The organism is Rubritalea sp., from assembly GCF_039830215.1.
Lineage (GTDB): Bacteria > Verrucomicrobiota > Verrucomicrobiia > Verrucomicrobiales > Akkermansiaceae > Rubritalea.
This window is the reverse complement of sequence record NZ_JBDOPO010000097.1, coordinates 1-21,572: the sequence shown is the minus strand read 5'-3', so window position 1 is coordinate 21,572 and position 21,572 is coordinate 1. Positions and strand designations below refer to the sequence as shown.

Below are 21,572 nucleotides of genomic sequence, written 5' to 3'. Positions count from 1 at the left end.
CATGAAATGTGTCTAAGGTCGGTCAGGCGCTTTCTGAGCTTACAAGGTCTGTTTACCTTGGCCTACTCAACTATCGCGGCCTCGCGTGGAAACTGGCGACATAGGTTTATGTCCTATGCCATTCTCCAGAATCTACCCTCAGAAGTTACTTCTTCTGCCTTTCCAAGTAGTCGGCGACCCAAGCTTGATCGTCACGAGAAAGCTTATTTAGGGGCGTCTTTGAGCGTTTCCCTTCAGGGTTCTTGAGCATGATTACACCCTGCTCTAGCCCTACGGGCTTAGCAAAGACTTTACGCCCTTTGTTGTCGTGCCAGGTCCTGTAGCCTTTCGCTTCATACTCCGCACGCCAGTTGCCGTAGTCAGCCATGGCATTGCGATGGGCTGACTTCAATCGCCCAAAATAGAAGAGTGATCCGCCTGTCTTGTATCCTCTGTATTTCCCAAACTGCGTTCCACGCGGTGAGACCACAAGCACGACGGGAGCCCCCATTACTTTGTATTGCTTGCGCAGCTGGCTGATGTATTTTCGCTTTTTATCCCTCAGTTTTTGGTCATCCTCGACTATATTAGTGTCGATGCGTAGCCGAATGACATTTTCCTTAGCCCAGTCCTCAAACTCCGCGTGCGAAAAAAGTTCCTTATCCAGTGATTGTGACGCTGAATTCCGGTCGGAATTAGTAAACCACAACAGGACTGGCTTGCCATCCTTACGAGCAATGCGCATGGCCTCGGTGTAACTCTCGTACCAATTATCCCTAGGGCCGGTTTTCCAAACCCCCTCTAGATCGACCATCGGTATATTAGGGTCTTCATCGGCCCAGACGATTTTATCTTCGCTGTACAGCTGGCTAGCATCAGTCGTCGTAGTAGCCTGCACATCTGATAATTTTTTTAAGCTGGATCCTTTTTTTTCATCATCCCCAAATCCAGTCAGGTCTTTGAAATCTTGCCCAACAATTTTGGCATTTCTTCCGATGACAGCACAGCTAGTGAAGCCAAATACGAGAATGCATGCCGAAGCTATCAAAGCGAATAAGCGAAGGAGAAAATGCATGGTAGTAGCTTTATCAAAGGGAATAGCCAATTCAAGCCAGCATTCTCAAAAATAACGACGCAAATAATCATTGCTGGATCGACAATATCCGTTTATTCCGGTGCGCATACAAATCATACATCTATTATGAGTAATTACAAACGCCTCATTTTCGCCATGTTCGCCCTGATTGGGCTAAGTTCCTTAACTATGGCGTCCGCTGAAAAACAACCAGCCTATAAGGCTGGAGAGTATGGTCTAACTGAAGACCAATTTGCCGAATTCCCACTCCCATTGGGCTACTATGATGAGAAGCTGAAAGAGGACGGCATTCTATCTGAAGGCGAGACTCTATCTCTTAGTGAGACACTTTCCTACCGCGCTAAACAGCAAAATGGCTTTAACCTCGTTGCCACCATTATTTTTGTTTGTGCTATTCTACACACATTCTTAGCTGGATTCTTCGTCAAAATGGCTCACGACCATCAGGAAAAACACGAAATACGCATCAAAAAAGAAGGACGCACAGGCTGCGCTAAGCCTCAAGAAGACGCGAAAGATGATGTCTCATTTAAAGCCCAAGCACTGCACTTCTTGGGAGAGGTCGAAGTCATCTTTGGTCTCTGGATTGCAGCTCTTGCTATCGCAATTTACTACTTCTTCGGCTTCCTCGGAAATGGACTGGATGGTTTCATAGCTGGTTACCACCAAATCCAACTGTACTTTGGAAGTGACGTCAACTTCATCGAGCCTGTGTTCGTAGTCATCATCATGGCAATTGCGGCAACTCGCCCAGTAGTACGTTTTGCTGAGAGGGTGATCGGCTCCATTGCACGCATATTTGGTGGCGGCCCTGCAGCTTGGTGGCTCTCCATCATCACTGTTGCACCTATCCTCGGATCATTCATAACCGAACCTGCAGCTATGACTATTGCTGCAATGTTGCTAGCTAAGCGTTTCTTCGATAAAAACCCACCGGCAAACTTCGCCTATGCGACTCTAGGTTTACTTTTTGTAAACATCTCAGTTGGCGGAACTCTGACCCACTTCGCGGCACCACCAGTGTTGATGGTCGCGAGCAAATGGAACTTCGGCATGGATTACATGTTCATCAACTTTGGCCTCAAAGCTGTTGTAGGTATAGCCATAGCTAACACCATGTATTTCTTCATCTATAGAAAACACTTCAAAGCTCTGGCTGCTGATAATGGTCAAGAAGAGCGTCGTGCTCTCTGGGCAGAACGTGAAGACCCTATCCCACTATCCGTCACATTGATACATCTCGCATTTTTGGCATGGACAGTTCTTAATGCACACGATCCACCGCTGTTCATTCTTGGATTCATGTTCTTCCTCGGGTTCACTCAGACCACTGGTCACCACCAGAATGATGTCAGCATGAAGTCACCTCTCCTAGTGGGCTTTTTCCTCGCGGGTCTCGTTATCCACGGAAAGTGCCAGTCCTGGTGGATTGCCCCATTGATCACATCAATCGACAACAACTATTTCCTCATGATCGGCTCGATTGTTCTCACTGCCTTTAACGACAATGCTGCGATCACTTACCTTGCATCGCAAGCACCAGGTCTGTCGATCGGAGCTAAGTATGCCGTTCTTGCAGGTGCGGTGACTGGCGGCGGCCTCACGGTCATTGCCAATGCTCCAAACCCAGCCGGCCAGTCAATTCTCGGTAAGTACTTCAAGGGTGGGGTGGTGCCATTCAAGTTGTTGAAAGCAGCGCTTATCCCAACATTCATCATGGGTGCATGTTTCATGCTTATTCCATCAAAAGGCATGGTAGTTGATCCTCTAGATGACATGGAGCATCACGGTGAACACGCTGAGGAACACACTGATGCTGGTAAGGACTCCCAGCACGACGATGACCACAGCGGTCACTCTCACTAAAATAAATCTACAAGCCTCGACAATGTCGGGGCTTTTTTTTAGCATCTATATATCATGTTTACAGGACTTGTCGAAACTACTGGCACTATCACGCACATAGAAAACCTCGGTGAGCAATCACGCTTCACCATTGCTAGCCCTTTTGCTAAGGAACTCAGTCTAGGGGATTCCGTGGCCACCAATGGCTGCTGTCTCACAGTTGCTGAATTTGATGAAAACTCGGCTAAATTTGACCTATTGGCTCAGACTTTAAAAATCACCTCGTTAGGCGAACTCAAAGTCGGATCAGTCGTCAACCTCGAGCGTGCACTGAGAGCTAACGACAGGCTCGGTGGCCACTTCGTCCAAGGTCACGTGGATGATACCGGAAGCATCCTAGATTTATCTAAGCACGGACAAGACCACCGTTTAGAGGTCGCCCTACCAGAGTCCATTCACAAGTACTGCATCGATAAAGGCTCTATAGCCATCGACGGCATTTCACTAACCATTGCCGAACTCACTGACAACAGCGCAGTTTTCTGGATCACCCCACATACTTTTGCACACACACACCTGCACGCATGCCCACTCGGTAAAGCAGTCAACCTAGAGGCCGACTTACTCGCTAAGTACACGGAAAGATTACTCGCCAAGTAACTCCAGATCTCCGCTCCAATGCATTTTCAGCTCTAGCCTAGACTAGAGCTTTTTTCTGCACACATACCCCAAGATTTCCACTCATCTCACACTATTTAAAATAGGTTTACACTCGGTTTTATAATCCGCATAACGATCAAGATTCAAATAACGATCAAATCGTGTACCAATGTTAAATCATCAATAAAACTTCTTTTTTTCAACTGCCAACTTGTGCACTTCAATGCCATTCCCTCCACCGCCCTGCGACTCATTTAGCACGGACCTTTATGTACGGTATTTTGTTCCAACGCCTCTATGCGTACATCCTTAAGTCTAGGTAAAATTGATGTCTCATAATACCTCTCACTCATTTGTCTGCTGGCCCACTTTCGTACGAATACGACTACAGACTAATGAATTACAATGACCCATTGAGCTAAGCAAGCTGGGGGTTAAAAACATCAGGATGACATCCCTAACTCTGATGAAAATCACCAGTCGGGTTTTATTGGCCGATTTACTTAGTTTAAAGCTGATCGGTATCGTTTGCGATTCTGGGTGAAATTTCAGAAACCCATCTCTATGGCACGTGCCATAGAATTCTTGGGTACGACTATTCAGTCCCTGAAGCGTATCTTAAAAGGTTTCATGACAAATACCAAGGCTCCCTCATGCGCACAAAAAGAAAGGCTATCCTTTGGCTCGAATTACAATTGAAGGATCAGGGCTACCGTTACTTGATCGCAGCTTCTCACCGACCTATTAAAGGGTGTACTTGTCATACTAAGTTGCCGATTCTAACAATCTCTTCTCGCCATGACTCATGAATGAAAACATGTGTAGCTGTCTCAATGTAAATTCACCACTTCTAATCCCCCCCCACGTATCCCACACTTTGGGACTAAAAAACTGCTCAGTCACTCTACGTGAATATCAAGATCAGGTGGCACTGGGCTATGCTTCACGCTCCCACTTAGCTACTTGTTTTGCGTAATAGGTTAGAATGAGGTCTGCACCTGCGCGCTTGATCGCTGTAAGGCTCTCTAACACTATGGCCTTCTCATCTAACCATCCAGCATCAGCAGCAGATTTAATCATGAGGTATTCCCCACTCACCTGGTAAGCGGCAATTGGTAACATGGTGTTTTCACGCAATTTCGCGATGATATCAAGATAGGCTCCAGCAGGCTTCACCATCACCATGTCAGCCCCTTCATCTTCATCGAGGATTACCTCACGGATCGCCTCGCGGACATTGGCGTAATCCATCTGATAGGTTTTCTTATCGCCAGCCTTGGGGGCTGAATCAAGAGCACCACGGAATGGACCGTAGTACGCCGATGCGTATTTAGCTGTGTAAGAAAGGATAGAGACATCTGCAAATCCTGCAGCATCGAGCGCCTCTCGCAATGCCCCAACTCGGCCGTCCATCATGTCGCTAGGGGAGACGATATCCGCTCCAGCTGCAGCATGACTAAGCGCTTGCTTACAAAGCACCTCGAGCGTTTCGTCGTTGAGGATTTCAACTTCACCATCCGAACGCACTTGGACTATTCCATCGTGGCCATCTGAGTTGTATGGGTCTAACGCTACATCTGTGATGACACAGAGTGTCGGATGAGCTGATTTTAAAGCCTTCAAAGCTCGGGGGATCAAGCCATGTGGATTGTAGCTTTCATCACCAGTTGAATTCTTTTTTTCTTCTGGAACTGCTGGGAAAATGACCACAGCGGGCACTCCTAAAGCATGGGCTTCCCCAGCCTCTTTGACTAAGCCTTCGATCGACCAACGCGTGCACCCTGGCATGGAGGCAATCGCCACATCCTCAGCATCTTCGTGAACAAAGAGTGGGTAGATTAGATCTTTGGCACACAGTGACACCTCGCGTACGAGGTTACGAATGGCTGGTGACTTTCTGTTGCGGCGTGGTCTTTGAAGCATGATCGGTAATTGTTAAATCTTTTCTAAGCTATAGTCACCCGAACCATCTTTGACAAGCCATCCCAACTCCTTGAGCTGGTCGCGCAGTTCATCTGACTTTGCCCATTCTTTATTGCTACGTGCATCCCAACGTTGGGCTGCTAGAGCTTTTATCACTTCAGGTGCCTCTTCTTGCACTTCTTCAACAACCTCAGGCAATTGGATACCTAACGCCTGAAGCATAAAATGTAGACCCTTCCATTGTGCCAGCGGGTTTGACTCGTTCTGTGAACGACGCAAAGCACCGAACATAGCTCCAATAGCTCGCTGCGTATTGAGATCTTCATTCAGCCCTATCCAAGCATTTTCAAAGAGACCTTTATCCTCAAGACCTATGAGTTCTTCGTAGCTAGGAGCCTCGTCCACACCTGCAAGTTTCGCTAGTGCGCGCTCAGCTTTAAGTAATTTATCTAAGGCCTCGCTCGCAGCATGCAGGCTATCGAGAGTGAAGTTGAGTTGCTTTCTGTAGTGGGCGCCAATCAGAGCCACGCGCACCTCATTTGGCTTAGCACCTTTCTCTATCAGGTCATCTAGCCGGAAGAAATTTCCGAGCGACTTCGACATTTTTTTGCCTTCAACTAACAAGTGAGTGATGTGAAACCAATGCGCCGCAAAATCTCCACCGCAGGAACACTTACTCTGAGCAATTTCATTTTCATGGTGTGGAAATACCAAGTCTTCCCCACCTGAGTGAAGGTCGAAATTCGCACCGAGATACTCACGAATCATAGCAGAACATTCGAGGTGCCAGCCAGGACGTCCTTCGCCCCATGGGCTTTGCCAGTAGTTCTCACCATCTTCATCACGACGTACTTTCCAAAGGACAAAATCTGCCACACTATCTTTCTCGTATTCATCTGAGTCATTGGCGCGCTGGCTCTGAGTCTTTCCTAAATCTAGCTCACGTTCATCGAGGTGTGAAAGCTGCCCGTACTCTGGATATGAACTGATACGGAAATAGACTGATCCGTCATCCGCTGCATACGCGTGTCCTTTTTTGATCAATTCCTCAATCATCATTACCTGTTGCGGGATGTGCTCCACAGCACTGGGCTCGATATCTGGCGGTAGGCAGTTGAGTGCGTGGCAATCGTGGTGAAATTTTTTAGTCCACTGGCCAGTGAATTCTTTGAGCGTCTGCCCTGCAGCTTGTGAATCACGAATAGTTTTATCATCCACATCTGTAAGATTACGCACATGCTTAGTTGGAGTGCCTCCTAGTTCTAGAGTCCGGCGGAAAACATCCTGAACCACGAATGTACGGAAATTTCCAATGTGCGCGGGACCATAAACTGTGGGTCCGCAGCAGTAGAATCCGTAGATAGCACCATCAATAGGTGTGATTTCCTTCGTTTCTCGTGCAAGCGTATCGTAAAGGCGCATATCTAGGCCATAGCCCCAGATCAACCTATTGGAAAGACTTTTGCAGACATTCTACCACATCCTCTCCCCCTCCCCTACAAGTTTTAGCTCAAGAATTTCTGCGGTATGCACCCACGAATCAGAAAAATCACAGATAGGTAGACAGTCAATTCTAAATCTGTAAGATACAGACTACTCACTTTCAGTCATCCTAGAAAACTCCCTTAGAAACATGGCAAAACTCATCCTAGCATCCAATAGGCTGCCTATACAAATTCTTGCTAATAGCTCACTAGTACGCACAACAGGCGGACTCGCATCGGCCATTGAGGGCAGTGGTTTGGGCGACCTGTATACATGGGTTGGTTGGGGGGGCTCCTGCACGGATCTTGGAAAGGGGAATCGCGAGCTCAAAACCAGCCTGCGAAAGCTAGGCTTCGAACCTCTGGACCTATCTGAGGGAAATATCCAAGACTACTACGACGGATATTCAAACTCCACACTATGGCCACTATTGCATTATATGCAGGATCGAGCGCGTTTTAACACTGAATGGATTGAAAGTTATCGTGCAGTGAATAGTCAGTTTGCTAATAAAATAGCCGAAATTGCCTCATCCAATGCCCATGTATGGATCCACGACTACCACCTCATGCTCTTGCCGCAATTATTAAGGGAAATGCGTCCTGACCTTAAGATTGGATTTTTCCTGCATACACCCTTTCCCTCTAGCGAAATATTTAGAGCCCTACCCGAGCGAGATGAACTACTGAATGGTTTGCTAGGCTGTGATCTGATTGGCTTTCAGACATACAATTACCTTCGCCACTTTATTTCTGCGCTCATACGCATCTTAGGTGTCGAGGCGGACATGGATGGGCTTTGGCAAAAGAACCGACACATACAGTTAGGCGTTTATCCAATTGGCCATAACAGCGAAGCTTTTCAAGATGCTGCCAAATCTGATAATTACATTAAAATGCACAGTGAGCACGCCAAGCATTTAGGCTCGGGTAAACTCATTCTTAGCGTAGAGAGGCTAGATTACACCAAAGGTCTTCCGCAAAAAATCACCGCGATTCGCCAATTTCTTCATGAGCACCCAGAGCAACGTGGGCTCGTCAATTTTGTCTTAGTGGCTGTTCCTTCACGGCGAGGTGTGGAGGAATACGACTCTCTCACATCTCAGGTTCAGTGCGAGGTTGGCGCAATCAATGGTGACTATGGCGATGTAGGGCACTCACCCGTACAATTTCTTCACCGCAGCTTCCAGGTGGATGAACTCGCAGCCCTGTATTCACTGGCAGACATCTGCATGGTCACCCCCATTGTGGACGGAATGAATCTAGTGGCTAAAGAATTTATTGATTGCAAAAGAGCCTCTCACCGAGCTCGCCCAGGTGTTCTCATCCTCAGTGAATTTGCTGGTGCAGCAAATGAAATGTCTCACGCCTTACAGGTTAACCCGCATGATACAGTCGGAGTGGTGAAAGCTATCAATGAAGCCCTACAAATGAGCGAAGTGGAGATGTGGAAGCGCACACACTCTATGCAGAATAGAATGCGACACAACGATGCTGGAGCCTGGGCTAAGCGATACCTCTCAGACCTTCAAAAAGGTACTAACTTTCACCATAAAGGAACTATTCACGCTAAACTTGAACCTCTTCGCGAAGAACTCCAGCAACACATCGACCAAGGTAAGAAAATTGCCATTTTTCTCGATTACGATGGCACCTTGAGGGAATTTACCCAGCACCCAGAAGATGCTATTCCAGATAACGCGTTAAAGAAATTGTTAGCAGACCTAGCTACTAAGCCAAATATTGAGCTAGCCATTGTCAGTGGACGTCCCAAAAAATTTCTAGATAAACACCTAGGTGGCCTTCCCCTCCATTTAGTCGCAGAACACGGATATTACTGGAAGACCCAGTCGATGCAGAAATGGCGACTACTCAACCCACATGTCGACACCACATGGAAGAATCTCATCCTACCACAGTTAGAAGCCTCTGTGGCACTCACCCCCGGTTCTGAGATTGAAATAAAACATTCCTCAATTGTCTGGCACTACCGCCAAGCTGATCCTGAGTTTGGGCTATGGCGTGCAAAAGGTCTCTTATCGGAACTCACATCCACGACAGCCAGCCTTGCTGTGGCAGTTCATCATGGGCAAAAAATGATCGAAGTAGCCAGCCAGCTCGTAAACAAAGGTGTGGCTATAGAAAGAATGATAACCCAATGGCAACCAGATATAGCTCTCGCAGTTGGTGATGATGTCACTGACGAATCCATGTTTGCCATTCAAGAACCAGAGAACACAAGTTTTCACACAGTTAAGATTGGTGAAGGTGATACACGTGCCAACCAGCGTAGTACAATCAAGGCCGTACGAAATTTACTAGAATCTCTGACCTAAGAAAGGTATACTATTTCGCTCTAACACATCTACCCCCATGGACACCCAATCTAACTACAATCACGGAATTATTGGAAATGGCCGCACATGCGCAATCATCGATTGTGACGCCACCATTGTTTTTGCATGCATGCCAGACTTTGATTCTGGGACAGTGTTTGCATCAATGCTTGATCTAAATAAAGGTGGGCACTTTGGTATCCGCATGCTCGATGGTGAGCCGACTAAACAAGCATACGAAAAGAATACTGGAATACTCGTCACTACATTCGAGGGAGAGAGTGGATCGTTCGAAGTCATCGACTTCATGCCACGCTACAGTTGGGATGGCAAATCGCGTTCAAGAAATGACGTCTCGAGTGACATCATTCGGGTGCTCAAGCCATGCTCAGGTAATCCCTCAATCATCATAGACTACGCACCAAAGCTCGATTACGCAAAGTTCGACACCCATTCGTTCCCCTTTGGTAAAGGACGACTAAAAAGCACTACAACAGGCGAACACGAGGACGGCTCCACAGTCTATGAATCCTGCTATCTTTATACTGACATCGATTCAGAATCTATTCTCGAAAAGAAAGCCATTCCTCTAAACAAACAGAGCTATTTACTTCTTAGCTACCACGACAAAGTCATTACTCCAGACCAAGAAAAAATTGAACTCAAGCTGCAATGGACTCGAGCCTACTGGTTACTTTGGGCTGCCAGTACTCACAAGTGTGATTGCTATGCGAAAGAAATAGTGCGCAGTGCAATCACATTGAAAATGCTCCAGTTCACTCCCACAGGCGCAGTGCTAGCAGCAGCCACAACCTCGCTTCCAGAAACAATCGGAGAAGTAAGAAACTGGGATTATAGGTTTTGCTGGATCAGAGACGGGTCCATGACTGTTGATATTCTACACCGTATCGGCCACCACAACATGGCTGAAAGTTTTATCAACTGGATGATGCAGACTGTGCCAACCAAAGATGACGCACTCCAAATCATGTATGGGATCCGTGGTGAGAAAAAGCTCACTGAAGCACCCCTCACCCATCTCAGCGGATATCATGGCTCAGCTCCCGTCAGGGTCGGCAACGCTGCCTACCATCAGCAACAACATGACATCTATGGAATTCTTATGGATTTGATCTACAAAGACCTCATGCACCACGATATTCTAGCAAGCCACCCAGCCCCTGAAACGCTTGATAGACGTTGGACCCGCGTTCGCTCGATCATCAAAACTGTCGAGGAATTCTGGCAACAGCCAGACCGAGGCATTTGGGAAATTCGCGGAGAAAAAAGACATTTTGTATTCTCCAAAGTCCTTTGTTGGGTTGCAGTTGATAGAGCCATCAAAATAGCCGAAAGACTAGGGAAACATTCGTGGGCCGATGAACACCGCACTTTGCGAGAAGAGATTCATCATGACGTCTGTTCAAAAGGTTGGAACAATGAGATAAAGGCATTCACACAAACCTACAACAGCACAGACTTAGATTCAGCGAATCTGCTCATGGCTGAATACGGTTTCATTGATCCAATGGACACGCGTTTCATATCAACCGTAGAACTTAGTGATAAAGAGCTCTGCCGTGATGGCTTAATGTATCGATACCGTAACCATGATGACTTTGGAGAACCTTCTAGCGCGTTCACCGTCTGCTCATTCTGGATGGTCAAAGCCCTTGCTCGTTCAGGTAAGAGGAAAGAGGCTAAAGAGCGATTTGATACCTTGCTAGGATACGCTAATCCCAATGGCCTCTATGGAGAAGACTTGGATTTCGACACTAAGAGGCACCTTGGAAACTTCCCCCAAGCCTATAGCCATCTCGCCCTCATTGATTGTGCATTGGAACTAGCTGAAGACTGTCACGACTATTTCATTGAAGAATAGAGACAATTTTTACGTCTACTAATAATAGAATGCTAGATCTAAGTTATTAAGAACTACAGTCCTAAAGTGTCTGGTCAGTTTCGCGTGAAAATCGGAAAACGCGTTCACTTTTTTTGTAGAGATCTAGTCGATCTCTACCATAAATCTCTAGGAAATACGGGTCCTGCTCTAACGCACGGTATTCACGGAGTTGCTGGTCGACACGGGCATTCATCGCCAATTCATCTTCCTGCACTTTAGCTAATTCACTCTCAGAGGACTGAAGTGCCCTAAACTCAGGAAGACAAGTTGCTATAACCCCTAAACAAGCCAATATAACTAGCACATAAAAACTAACCACGTTAAGTTTGCGTAGACTTTGGGTCCTCGCGCACATGCGACTGTCTGGATGACGCCGGGAGCGAACTCTAACTGTGGGGTTTCTAGCCATTTTGGCAAACTACTGTACTCTCTGTTAGCACTTGGTCTATCTACAAAAAAATCCTCATGATCCTATCAGACCATGAGGAAAAAATAAGGATGTAAGATCCTTAGCTGATTTTTCTAGAGAGCACCAGCATAGATTGCATTTGCTCCCAACTTTTCTTCGATTCGAAGAAGTTGGTTGTACTTTGCAATCCTATCTGAACGACTCATTGAACCAGTTTTGATCTGACCAGCGTTTGTCGCAACAGCGATGTCCGCGATGGTGTTGTCCTCTGTTTCACCTGAACGATGCGAAATAACAGAATTATAACCATTGATCTTACCGAGCTCGATAGCATCAAAAGTCTCAGTGAGCGTGCCGATTTGGTTCACCTTGATAAGGATTGAGTTAGCCACTCCGAGTTCGATTCCTTTCTTAAGGAAGTCAACGTTCGTTACGAAGAGGTCGTCACCTACGATCTGAACCTTGTCGCCGATTGCATCTGTGAGAGCTTTCCAACCATCCCAGTCGTTTTCATCGCAACCATCTTCAATAGAATCGATTGGGTACTTCTCTACGAGCTCAGCAAGGAATTCTGCCTGCTGCTCAGAAGTGAGCTTCTGCCCCCCTTCACCTTCGAACTTAGCGTAGTTGTATACACCATCTTCGAAGAACTCAGATGCGGCACAATCGAGAGCGAATGTGATGTCTTTGCCTACAACGTAGCCAGCTTTTTCTACTGCGAGCGACACTGTGTCGAGCGCATCGATAGTGCCATCAAATGTTGGAGCGAATCCACCCTCATCACCTACTGCAGTGCTAAGACCACGGTCGTGAAGAACCTTCTTGAGGCTGTGGAAAACTTCCGCACCCATGCGTACAGCTTCCTTGAATGTTGGTGCACCGATTGGACGGATCATGAACTCTTGAAATGCAATAGGAGCATCAGAGTGTGAGCCACCATTGATGATGTTCATCATTGGGACAGGAAGAACCTTTGCGTTGGGGCCGCCAAGGTATTTGAATAAAGGTAAGTCACACGAAGCTGCTGCGGCGTGTGCTACTGCGAGTGAAACTCCAAGTATCGCGTTTGCGCCGAGGTTGTTTTTATTCTTAGTTCCGTCGAGCTCGATCATTGTACGGTCGATGAGCGCTTGGTCTGTGGCGTCAAGACCGATAAGTTCAGGTGTGATCTTTTCGTTGACGTTAGTAACTGCATCTGCAACGCCTTTACCGAGGTAGCGAGATTTATCGCCATCGCGAAGTTCGCACGCTTCGTGTTCGCCAGTGGATGCACCACTAGGTACTGCTGCGCGGCCGAATGAGCCGTCTGCTAGAGTAACGTCAACTTCGACAGTTGGGTTACCACGGGAGTCAATGATTTCGCGTCCGCGAATATCTTCAATTGCTGTGAATTCCATAATTTTGTTTCATGTGTGTCGGGCTCAAATGTGGTGACGAGCCATGTGTTGTAGTTTGAGTTCTCAGCTGAGAACTCAATCAAAAGGAACGCACTCTATGCATTCCTTTTATAAAATGGGGTACTAGTCTTTGTTGTATGCTTCAATCTTCGCGATAGTCATTTCTACTGACTGCACTTTAACTGAATCACCAACTTTAAGACCAAGCATGCTGTTACCTAACTCAGAAAGGTAAGATATAACATTGTTATCTGTGTCAGAGTCCCATGCTCCAAGAACTGTGTATGTCACACCGCCCTCGAAGTGGACAATATTTCCAATGTTGATAACGTCTGTTTTAACACCAGAGAAGTCAGTACCCTGCACGCTGGAAAGCGAGATTTCGATGTCTGCTTGACGGCGCATAAGTACTTTCTGGTAGTCTTTAGCCATGTGGTACTCAGCGTTTTCACGAAGATCCCCGTAGGAACGAGCTATCTTGATGTCTTCGCGGTTTTGGGGAATTTGGTTAGTAATGAGGTCTTCGAGGTCAGACTTGCGTTTGGTAATGCTATCCCATGATGAGATAACGCCATCGTCTTTCTTCTCAGCTCCATCGCTATTCACAAGCTCCTGAGTCGCTGGGCAAGCCTTGATTACGCGAGCCATCAAAGACTTACGGTCGAGTTCTGCAAAAATTTGCGATTGGTGAAGCTTACGCGCAAAACTACGGGCTTCGTTGACGTCTGATTTCTCAAGTAGGTCTGGGATGAGCGTGCGCTCCTCCATGAAGTAAGACTGTAGTCGGCTACTCTTTCGTGGGCCATCGTCCATCACATCGCGCTCCAGCAGGCTAAGTATAGCATTGCCAACTTCTACGTCGAATACTGGCTCAGATGACTTCTTGCGCTCACGACAAACCCAAAGGAGTGAATCAGCACCCAGAATACGCCCACCGATATGCCTACGCAGGTAAGTGTAGAGCTCAGTCTCTTCATCTTTCTCGATGAGAAGTTTAGCGATTTCAGCGAGTCCACGTGGTCCTACAACATCAAAAATAGCTAGCAATTCCTTGACCCAAGTACCACCAAATGCAGCTGGATAAGCTTCGAAAACCATGCGCTGACGTGCAGCCGGTAGTGAACCGAGCTCAGCCCCGATCTTAGCACCTTCATTAGCAATGACATCTGAAACGCGGAGTGCTGAAGCGTCGAGTTCCAAATCATCAGAAATAGCCATCAGCTCGTCACGGCCCACCAATAGATCGAGCGCTTGCCCTAGATGAAGTTTCATGCCCTTACGCACAGAGTCATCAATACTTTGGTTGATAGCTTCCTGAGCTTCGACGTTTCCTTTAAAATGTTTGAAATCTTTAATTATAGCCTCGAGAGCGCGAGCTTTGGTTTTAAAATCGCGAGCAGCATCGAAATCCTGCAACAATGAATCAGTTGGTGACACATTCTCGTCTCGGAGTACTAGTGGCTCAGTACGCTTTGTTGGCACCACGGCTGCCCGGCTGGCACGTAGCAGCTTCTTAGCTCCATCCCACCACTTTTTGTAGTTTTCTTCAGGGACAACAGAACCAATCAGCTCACGTTCGAGTTGATCAATCTTCATTGTTCCACCATTACTATTAAGCGTGCGACGCACAAGTTCTACGGGATCACTAACAGATAGCTCACGAAGTGCCTCCATAGCCTCTAACTTTTGAGCACGGAAGTGATCTTGAGCAAGAACCTCGGTCTTAGCGATAGCTAACTGAAGGCCCATTGTCTGATCTTCATTTTTTTCGAAATCAATCGTAATCTTGCCACTACGGATATCCCAATCAATGACTTTGCCGGCTCCCCAGCTTTTGTGGAGACAGTACTGCCCAGGGGCTAGTTGTGATAATCGTGTGCCGACTTCTTCAGAAATCCGCCCAGCTTCTACGAGTGGTGCTACATCAGGATGCATAAAAAAGAACTTGGATCTGCGGCATGCAAATAGCAATCCTATACCATAAAAAAATTCAAAGAGCCTCGTCGGCTCTAACTTTTAAACTAAATGGCAGAGCTATCCACTGAAATGAGTGGAAGTCATCTAAGGCCAAGTATCAAACAGCTTAATGAACACACATGCGCACCACGTATTTTCCACAACCCTAGTTGTGTCAATCCAAAGGCATCGCATACAAACAAAAGTTTTAGGGAAATTGAAAGATTCCAGTAGGCAAAATTCTTGACCTATTTGCCAGTTTGGCGGGAAGGGTATTCCCATTTTGTTGCTGCTAGGTTCTTAAGCTTGCGCTTGAGCCTAGACTTTGTAGAGGAACTAATGCGGTCCGTGAATAAGATACCATTGAGATGGTCGACCTCGTGTTGGATTGCCCGCGAACACAATCCATCAGTTTCGATCTCAAGAACTGAACCATCTAGCTGAGGTAATGTGGCTTTGACGATAGAACGACGTTTCACTTTAGCTCGGATTTCCTGGATACTTAAACATCCCTCCATATCTGTCTCTTGAGGGCCAGAAAACTCTAGCTGCGGGTTGATGAAAACGAGTGGCATGAAATCCTCCATCTTTGCATCTTTTCCGTTGACCTTAAAAAAGCTAACACACTCTGGGTCATGTGCTGTATCAACGATAGCTAAGCGAATATCTGCCCCCACCTGTGGAGCGGCAAGACCAACACCTTCGGCATCGTTCATAGTCTCGATCATATGCTGAACGAAGGACTCAAGCTCAGCGTCAACTTTCTCAACTGGCTTACATTTTTTACGGAGAACGGATTCCCCTAGCTGCATAATATCTAAAATCATGAATCTGTGGTTTGCTTAGTGTCGCGTACGCGGGTTGGCAGGTTAGCTTCGAAACCTGCCTCGGTCAATGCCTCGGATATCATGATCATTTGTTCAAGCTTAACTTGCTTATCCATTTCTAATTCGAGCTCACGCCCTTGGCTTTTTACCGTCTCCAAATAGCTCACGAGCAATTTCGGAGATATTCTCGTACTATCGAGAGTTATCTCGCCTTCTTTTGAAAGAGCTAACACAACTCGACCGCTATCGATCACCTGCTTTGTGGGCAGGTCACCCACAACTGGCATCGAAATATCCAGGATTGTTCTCTTTTGTTTTGGCTGCATCGTTACGATGAAGAAAATCAAAAGAATCACCAAGATATCAATCAGCGAAACAATCGGTATGGCGGGAATGGGTTTTCTGGGGCGATAAAATTGCATATACGCTGGGGGTTTTATGAAGCGACTTCCTTATCATCTGAGACTGTGCTCACAAGATTGCCAACAACCACCTCAAGCTGCGATGCATAGGTCTCGATTCTACGGTTGAAATAGCTATGTCCAATCACTGCTGGCACAGCCACGGCTAGACCAGCAATAGTTGTTGAAAGAGCCTCTGCCACACCTGCTGCCATAATGCTCATTTTGATATCTCCCAGTGAACTCATGCCATCAAACACAGTAGTAATACCGCTCGCTGTACCGAGCAACCCCAACATTGGAGCCACTACGATCACCACATCCAGCACGCCAATTCCACCTTGGAGCTTCACGATTTCTTCATGGGCTTTCGCCTGAACCGCATCGCGGATCTTAGCACCAGAGTGATCACCTCTTTGTACGACCACTTGAGTTAAACGAGCGAGAACTGAGTTTCCTGCGCTAGACTGCTGAGTGACTCGGCTAAACGCGGCTTCATCACCATGATTAGCCGCTGAATCGATATCCTTTTTTAGGTCATCTGGCATCACGCGGCTTTTCCCGAGATCTAGTGCCTTATATACTACCACAGCAAGGGTTAAGATAGAGCAAAACGTGAGCACATACATGATGATTCCACCTTTATCGTAGAAATCGGAAATTTTAGAAAGCGCTGATGCTTTTTCGGCTGCGGCAAGAAATGTGTGCATAAATTGTCTGGTGTGTTTTAAAATTGAAAAGTGATAGTGATTTCGACGGGGTCCCCACTGAGTTGCTTCTTCAGCGAGTTTGGCATTTTGGGAATACTGGCAGTCGAGATAGATTGGATCGTGATTCCTTTTTGAATCTCTGAGCCTTGAAGCTCACGTAGAATGTTGATTCCGCGTACCTTGCCCGTGTCATAAACGAACCAACGTACCTGAAGTGCGCCTGGCTTGATGAGGTCTGGATTTTGACCGATCCTGCGGTACCACTCTTTGGCGATAGATTTGTGCACAGCCTTTTTGTACTTACCTAATGGTGTGGCCTCGGTGTCTAGCGAGGATACTCCACCCCTTCTCGAAATTGACCCGATCATTTGGCTGGCTTCAGTAGTTGGTCTAAAGCCTGGCTGATTACTCCGATGGACTGGACTCGAAGGTATTTTTGTCACCTTCGGTTTAGGTTTTTGTTCAGCTTTAGCCATTTCCTTTAGCTGCTCCTCCTTATCGCTATCCGTGTCTGCTTTGCCGTTATCTTTATCGGGGATATCTGCGATCGGCTCACTCGACCTGATTTCGGAAGGCAACTTATTGATGGCATCTAGGTAGTCGGCGAGCGGCACGCTTGAGCCGGAAAGTGGTTTTCCTGCATCCATTTGCTGAGCTACATCGGGCTGCTTTACTGGATCCTGCAAATTCTCTGCGACTACTGGTTCTGTCGACGGCGCAGGAGTCACACTTGGCACATTCTGAGAAGGCTTATTCGGTTGCCCTACTGCTTCGTGCTCTATACTACCATCCTGAAAACTCGATGCCATTGCCGGATAGTCACGCGTGCGCTCTCCATCTACTGAAGGTCGATTTACTGCATTCGGATCCACTTTTGCATTACTCTGCGCCACCGTGTCACTGTCGCCGTAGAACTTAGCATCCTTTGGTTTTTCCTGTGGTTGCTCGTCCGTCGTGCGGTTATAGCGCTGCTTATCCGCCATTTTCGAAAGTTCAGATTTAGGTTCTGGAACCTTCTTTGGCTCTGGGACTGGCTTCGCCATAAATCGGAAGCTCACCACTGGTTCAGGCACCTTGGGTTCTACTTTTTTTTCAGCCACCCGTTTTGAAAAAAGGAACTGAGTGATCGTCTCATGCGTCAGAGCCAAAGCCACGATAAGGTGCAGCAGCAAAGCCACTGTCACACCTACCAATTTTAGCTTTGAATCACTCATTTGCCGAAAGTTTGACTAAACTGGAGGAATTCATAAAAAACGCAACCAGTTAGTGATTCTGTATACGTTTTCAGCAATACCGTGACACCAATGAACACAATAAGAACACAGCCATTCCCCAGAGTGCTATCCCAAAACAGACATCAATCTATGACGCCATTTTTAGGTAACACCCACGCACACCTCTACACTGCAATATTGATACCAAATCACCCACAACAAAAAGCCTTCCAGCCAAATCGTAATCCAAAGCAACCACGGCCAGCCAGCAGCCCGACCGTGTTGTAACAATGAGGTGCGCGTCAATAGCACTATAGCAGGCCCTAGTGAAAACTGCCCCAAGGCCATAATCAGCACGAATGTCCACCAATCTATCAATCGCTGGACATCCTTAACGACTAAGGCACTATATCGAGGATTCTTTCCAAATCATTCGCACCGCGTCTGGACGAAGTCTGGCAGTCACAATGGAATTTTCCAGCGCATCACGGTGCTCTTCAAGCGCTGAGATTTCGTGCTCGCTGATGTGGGAATTCTCTTTGGCCAAATCCTTAAGTCGGGTGATTTCAGCTTTGAGGTGCTTGCGCATTTCACGCTTGGCCTTACTCACTACTGCTTTCATTTCCACTTTCGCTAGCTCTTCAAGTTGCTCGAGCATCTTAGGCAAAAGAGTTGTCTTCACCACTGGCTTATCAAGTAATTTCCGAACTCCACCTTTGCGCAACTTCGCCTGCGCTAGGGCCTTATCATTCGACAAGTTTTTACCATTATGGTCGACCGCCACTCTAATTGGAGTATTTGGCAGGAAACGATCCACGTGAAGGTAACTCGGCGCCAATGACTCCACAATAAAGTAACTTTCTAACATGATCATCTTCTCACCAGGAGCTACCCAAATGCCAAACGCCGAATTGCCAACCTCAGAACCTAACATCAGATCAAAACACGCCGTAGCTATTGGGTGATCCACAGTCAGGAAGTCCATATCTTCACGGCTCACTGCCACTTTTCTGTCGAAAGTCACAGTCATCCCATCCTCCGGGATATTAGGAAATGCGTCAGTGGTGATTTTGCCTGGCTTGAGAAGGTAGTTCCGACCATCGAGTTCCTCAACCTCCACACCAAATTGATCCAGCATGCGCAACAAGAAGTGCTCAAAGTACTCGTCTTTGTCCGCCTTCTTGATTTCTTTAATCACCTTATTGGCTTCTTCTGGTCGATGCGAATTCAACTCAAGCAGACGATCATAGCCCTCAGAGAGCTTCTCGCCCACTTCAGATTTAAGCTTCGTAGTGGATTGTATCAGATCAGCTAGAGCGTCAGAATCGTAACACTCCGCCAGACCTGTGATATCCTCTTGAACTTGTTGGAAAATCTCAGTGACACCGTGGACGTTACTTTCGAAAGCACCGAGTCCCTCGTGGTACCACTTTGCCCAAACCTCATCACCATGTTCTTCCAAATACGGCACGTGGATCTGAATCGTCTCAGTCTGGCCAATTCGATCCAAGCGACCAATACGCTGCTCGAGCAACTCGGGGTCTTCTGGCAGATCAAGCAGCACCAAGTGATGGGAAAATTGGAAATTACGTCCCTCACTACCGATCTCAGAACACAGCAACAACTGAGCTCCTGCTGGGTCAGCAAAATACGCTGCATTCTTATCGCGCTGGAGCAGGCTTAAGTCTTCATGGAAATGCGCAATATTCATTTGCACGCGCTCCAAGATCTCAGCAGAAATTTCTTCAACAAGTTCCTTTGATTGGCAAATGAGCAAGACCTTAGCCTTACCTACTTCACCGAGTAGCTTCACTAACCAATCAAGCTTGTCATAGACTTCTTCACCCTCGATCGCCACCAAATGCGCCTTGCGCTCAGGAAATCCAGGAAGGTTCTGACGGGTATTGCGGAACATCACTCGGCCAGTACCGAATCCATCCACTAAGCTTTCCACCAGATTGTCTTTAGCGGTGGCCTCCCCACCGATCCATTGTTTGGCATACTCCTGTACCCGTGTTGAGTACTCAGAAAATGCTGTCATATGCAATTTTTCATCGGCTTCAACCTGTGCGACTAAATCAGCCACCTCTCCATAGTGATCAGATTCTTCGATGAAGGTATTGAGGTCACAGAATCGCTCAGGGTCAAGTAAGCGCAGACGCGCGAAATGCCCAACCACTCCGAGCTGCTGAGGTGTCGCTGTCAGTAAAAGTAAACTATCAACAATCCAGGCGAAGGACTCAACCAACGCATATTCCCAGCTCATTTCATCGGTATTCCACTCCAGATGGTGTGCCTCATCCACGATAAGTAGATCCCAGCCAGCTTCACGGGCTTGTTCCGCACGCTCTTCATTGTAGGCTAAGAAGTCCACACTCGCTATCACCAGTTGGCTATCCAAAAATGGATTTACCTCTGGGTCATTCTCTTGGATCGAAGCACAACGCTCTTCATCAAAGATGCTATAGAGCATGTTGAAGCGGCGGAGTAACTCGATAAACCATTGGTTGATCAATGGCTCTGGCAAGAGGATCAATACACGATCCGCGCGACCAGTGAGATGCAACCGGTGCATGATCATGCACGCTTCGATGGTTTTACCCAGACCCACTTCATCAGCAAGAAGAACACGTGGAGTAAGGCGTTTTGCCACTTCATTAACAACCGAAAGCTGATGTGGCAGCAAGTCTGTACGACCACCAATGTAACCTCGTAATGGAGACTTACGAATTTGATTCTGGCGATACAAAGCCTCCGCTCTGAGACGGAAAACCGAGTTCTCATCCACCTGCGCACCGAACAAACGATCCTGTGGTTTGTTGAACCCCATGTTGTCGGAAAGCAGCGCCTCTGGGATCTCTGCATCATCAGTGAGGTACGTCACTAGACCATCAGACTCCTTGATTGAGTTGACCACATACTCCACCTCCTCGTGAGTCATGATCACTTCACCTTTCTTAAAAATAACGCGGCGCAATGGAGCCGACTCGAGTGCGTAACAACGAGTCTCTTCAGCTGCGGGAAATAAGATTTCAACCGTCGCGAATTCCACTTTGAGTATCATTCCCAATCCCATTTCTGGCTCGGAATCACTCACCCATCTCTGCCCCGGTACAATCATTGCTCTATCCATAAATGCGGACGCGCAACCTACTCACGAACCCACCCCTTGCAATCTTTTTTTGGAAGAGCTTTGCAGGTAACATCACCCTACCAAGTCGACTCATTCTCGCTCAGTCGATAACAAACATGCGGACACCTCTAGCTGAAGCTCCCAACAGCGAGCTCGATCTTAAGCTGGAGTTCAACCTCTCACATTCCTATAAAGCACAGAAATATAGTGGCCCAAATCCAAACCTTATTTCCCCGCAAGCTCTTCCCGTGTGAGATCACGCATTGGTAAAGTGCTATCTGCAATCGAAAGCCGTTCCT

17 protein-coding genes are annotated in these 21,572 nt (G+C 47.1%); 6 read left to right on the top strand and 11 right to left on the bottom strand.

What is annotated here, in order from left to right:
- Positions 1-145 precede the first annotated feature (145 nt).
- Positions 146-1,054 carry a thioredoxin family protein gene (locus tag ABGY95_RS03160; RefSeq protein ID WP_347440246.1) on the bottom strand — a complete coding sequence of 303 codons (909 nt, stop codon included), beginning with the start codon at positions 1,052-1,054 and terminating at the stop codon, positions 146-148.
- 126 nt (positions 1,055-1,180) lie between these two features.
- Between ABGY95_RS03160 and ABGY95_RS03155 the strand changes: the two genes are divergently transcribed.
- A complete protein-coding gene (locus ABGY95_RS03155) occupies positions 1,181-2,941 on the top strand; it encodes a putative Na+/H+ antiporter (RefSeq protein ID WP_347440245.1) in 1,761 nt (586 codons plus the stop codon).
- A 54-nt stretch (positions 2,942-2,995) separates the two neighbouring features.
- Positions 2,996-3,580 carry a riboflavin synthase gene (locus tag ABGY95_RS03150; RefSeq protein ID WP_347440244.1) on the top strand — a complete coding sequence of 195 codons (585 nt, stop codon included), beginning with the start codon at positions 2,996-2,998 and terminating at the stop codon, positions 3,578-3,580.
- A 936-nt stretch (positions 3,581-4,516) separates the two neighbouring features.
- Here the strand turns inward: ABGY95_RS03150 and hemB are convergent.
- Complete coding sequence (hemB, locus tag ABGY95_RS03145) at positions 4,517-5,503, bottom strand: porphobilinogen synthase (protein ID WP_347440243.1); 987 nt, start codon at positions 5,501-5,503, stop codon at positions 4,517-4,519.
- Positions 5,504-5,515: 12 nt separating this feature from the next.
- A complete protein-coding gene (gene cysS / locus ABGY95_RS03140; RefSeq protein ID WP_347440242.1) occupies positions 5,516-6,925 on the bottom strand; it encodes a cysteine--tRNA ligase in 1,410 nt (469 codons plus the stop codon).
- A gap of 211 nt (positions 6,926-7,136) precedes the next feature.
- On the opposite strand from cysS, the gene ABGY95_RS03135 reads away from it, so the two are divergent.
- Complete coding sequence (locus ABGY95_RS03135; RefSeq protein ID WP_347440241.1) at positions 7,137-9,323, top strand: bifunctional alpha,alpha-trehalose-phosphate synthase (UDP-forming)/trehalose-phosphatase; 2,187 nt, start codon at positions 7,137-7,139, stop codon at positions 9,321-9,323.
- 37 nt (positions 9,324-9,360) lie between these two features.
- On the top strand, positions 9,361-11,205 hold the full coding sequence (locus ABGY95_RS03130) for a glycoside hydrolase family 15 protein (protein ID WP_347440240.1): 1,845 nt from the start codon (positions 9,361-9,363) through the stop codon (positions 11,203-11,205).
- A 61-nt stretch (positions 11,206-11,266) separates the two neighbouring features.
- Here the strand turns inward: ABGY95_RS03130 and ABGY95_RS03125 are convergent, their stop codons facing one another.
- From ABGY95_RS03125 to ABGY95_RS03095, 7 genes are all read right to left on the bottom strand, one after another.
- Positions 11,267-11,530 (bottom strand): septum formation initiator family protein, encoded by a 264-nt coding sequence (locus ABGY95_RS03125; RefSeq protein ID WP_347440239.1) that lies wholly within the window; start codon positions 11,528-11,530, stop codon positions 11,267-11,269.
- Positions 11,531-11,748: 218 nt separating this feature from the next.
- Positions 11,749-13,032: a phosphopyruvate hydratase gene (gene eno, locus ABGY95_RS03120; RefSeq protein WP_347440237.1), complete on the bottom strand. Its 1,284-nt coding sequence runs from the start codon at positions 13,030-13,032 to the stop codon at positions 11,749-11,751.
- Between the two features lie 123 nt (positions 13,033-13,155).
- The gene (locus tag ABGY95_RS03115; protein WP_347440236.1) at positions 13,156-14,967 is read right to left on the bottom strand and encodes a GreA/GreB family elongation factor; all 1,812 of its coding nucleotides are present in this window, start codon (positions 14,965-14,967) and stop codon (positions 13,156-13,158) included.
- A 269-nt stretch (positions 14,968-15,236) separates the two neighbouring features.
- Entirely contained in the window at positions 15,237-15,815 is a 579-nt protein-coding gene (gene def, locus ABGY95_RS03110) for a peptide deformylase (protein ID WP_347440234.1), read from the bottom strand.
- Entirely contained in the window at positions 15,812-16,237 is a 426-nt protein-coding gene (locus tag ABGY95_RS03105) for a biopolymer transporter ExbD (protein ID WP_347440233.1), read from the bottom strand. The genes def and ABGY95_RS03105 overlap by 4 nt, the downstream gene beginning before the upstream one ends.
- A gap of 14 nt (positions 16,238-16,251) precedes the next feature.
- A complete protein-coding gene (locus ABGY95_RS03100) occupies positions 16,252-16,926 on the bottom strand; it encodes a MotA/TolQ/ExbB proton channel family protein (protein WP_347440232.1) in 675 nt (224 codons plus the stop codon).
- Positions 16,927-16,943: 17 nt separating this feature from the next.
- A complete protein-coding gene (locus ABGY95_RS03095; protein ID WP_347440231.1) occupies positions 16,944-18,140 on the bottom strand; it encodes a hypothetical protein in 1,197 nt (398 codons plus the stop codon).
- A 150-nt stretch (positions 18,141-18,290) separates the two neighbouring features.
- On the opposite strand from ABGY95_RS03095, the gene ABGY95_RS03090 reads away from it, so the two are divergent.
- The gene (locus ABGY95_RS03090; protein ID WP_347440230.1) at positions 18,291-18,428 is read left to right on the top strand and encodes a hypothetical protein; all 138 of its coding nucleotides are present in this window, start codon (positions 18,291-18,293) and stop codon (positions 18,426-18,428) included.
- A 118-nt stretch (positions 18,429-18,546) separates the two neighbouring features.
- Here ABGY95_RS03090 and ABGY95_RS03085 read toward each other — a convergent pair whose 3' ends face one another.
- On the bottom strand, positions 18,547-21,273 hold the full coding sequence (locus ABGY95_RS03085; RefSeq protein WP_347440228.1) for a helicase-related protein: 2,727 nt from the start codon (positions 21,271-21,273) through the stop codon (positions 18,547-18,549).
- A 2-nt stretch (positions 21,274-21,275) separates the two neighbouring features.
- Between ABGY95_RS03085 and ABGY95_RS03080 the strand changes: the two genes are divergently transcribed.
- The gene (locus ABGY95_RS03080) at positions 21,276-21,527 is read left to right on the top strand and encodes a hypothetical protein (RefSeq protein WP_347440226.1); all 252 of its coding nucleotides are present in this window, start codon (positions 21,276-21,278) and stop codon (positions 21,525-21,527) included.
- Positions 21,528-21,572 lie beyond the last annotated feature (45 nt).

What these genes read in the sequence shown, in the direction of transcription:
- ABGY95_RS03085 (WP_347440228.1), bottom strand. Translation starts at nt 21,273, where the DNA reads ATGGATAGAGCAATGATTGTACCGGGGCAGAGATGGGTGAGTGATTCC.
- ABGY95_RS03095 (WP_347440231.1), bottom strand. Translation starts at nt 18,140, where the DNA reads ATGAGTGATTCAAAGCTAAAATTGGTAGGTGTGACAGTGGCTTTGCTG.
- ABGY95_RS03105 (WP_347440233.1), bottom strand. Translation starts at nt 16,237, where the DNA reads ATGCAATTTTATCGCCCCAGAAAACCCATTCCCGCCATACCGATTGTT.
- def (WP_347440234.1), bottom strand. Translation starts at nt 15,815, where the DNA reads ATGATTTTAGATATTATGCAGCTAGGGGAATCCGTTCTCCGTAAAAAA.
- ABGY95_RS03160 (WP_347440246.1), bottom strand. Translation starts at nt 1,054, where the DNA reads ATGCATTTTCTCCTTCGCTTATTCGCTTTGATAGCTTCGGCATGCATT.
- cysS (WP_347440242.1), bottom strand. Translation starts at nt 6,925, where the DNA reads ATGCGCCTTTACGATACGCTTGCACGAGAAACGAAGGAAATCACACCT.
- hemB (WP_347440243.1), bottom strand. Translation starts at nt 5,503, where the DNA reads ATGCTTCAAAGACCACGCCGCAACAGAAAGTCACCAGCCATTCGTAAC.
- ABGY95_RS03130 (WP_347440240.1), top strand. Translation starts at nt 9,361, where the DNA reads ATGGACACCCAATCTAACTACAATCACGGAATTATTGGAAATGGCCGC.
- eno (WP_347440237.1), bottom strand. Translation starts at nt 13,032, where the DNA reads ATGGAATTCACAGCAATTGAAGATATTCGCGGACGCGAAATCATTGAC.
- ABGY95_RS03080 (WP_347440226.1), top strand. Translation starts at nt 21,276, where the DNA reads ATGCGGACGCGCAACCTACTCACGAACCCACCCCTTGCAATCTTTTTT.
- ABGY95_RS03115 (WP_347440236.1), bottom strand. Translation starts at nt 14,967, where the DNA reads ATGCATCCTGATGTAGCACCACTCGTAGAAGCTGGGCGGATTTCTGAA.
- ABGY95_RS03155 (WP_347440245.1), top strand. Translation starts at nt 1,181, where the DNA reads ATGAGTAATTACAAACGCCTCATTTTCGCCATGTTCGCCCTGATTGGG.
- ABGY95_RS03090 (WP_347440230.1), top strand. Translation starts at nt 18,291, where the DNA reads ATGACGCCATTTTTAGGTAACACCCACGCACACCTCTACACTGCAATA.
- ABGY95_RS03150 (WP_347440244.1), top strand. Translation starts at nt 2,996, where the DNA reads ATGTTTACAGGACTTGTCGAAACTACTGGCACTATCACGCACATAGAA.
- ABGY95_RS03135 (WP_347440241.1), top strand. Translation starts at nt 7,137, where the DNA reads ATGGCAAAACTCATCCTAGCATCCAATAGGCTGCCTATACAAATTCTT.
- ABGY95_RS03100 (WP_347440232.1), bottom strand. Translation starts at nt 16,926, where the DNA reads ATGCACACATTTCTTGCCGCAGCCGAAAAAGCATCAGCGCTTTCTAAA.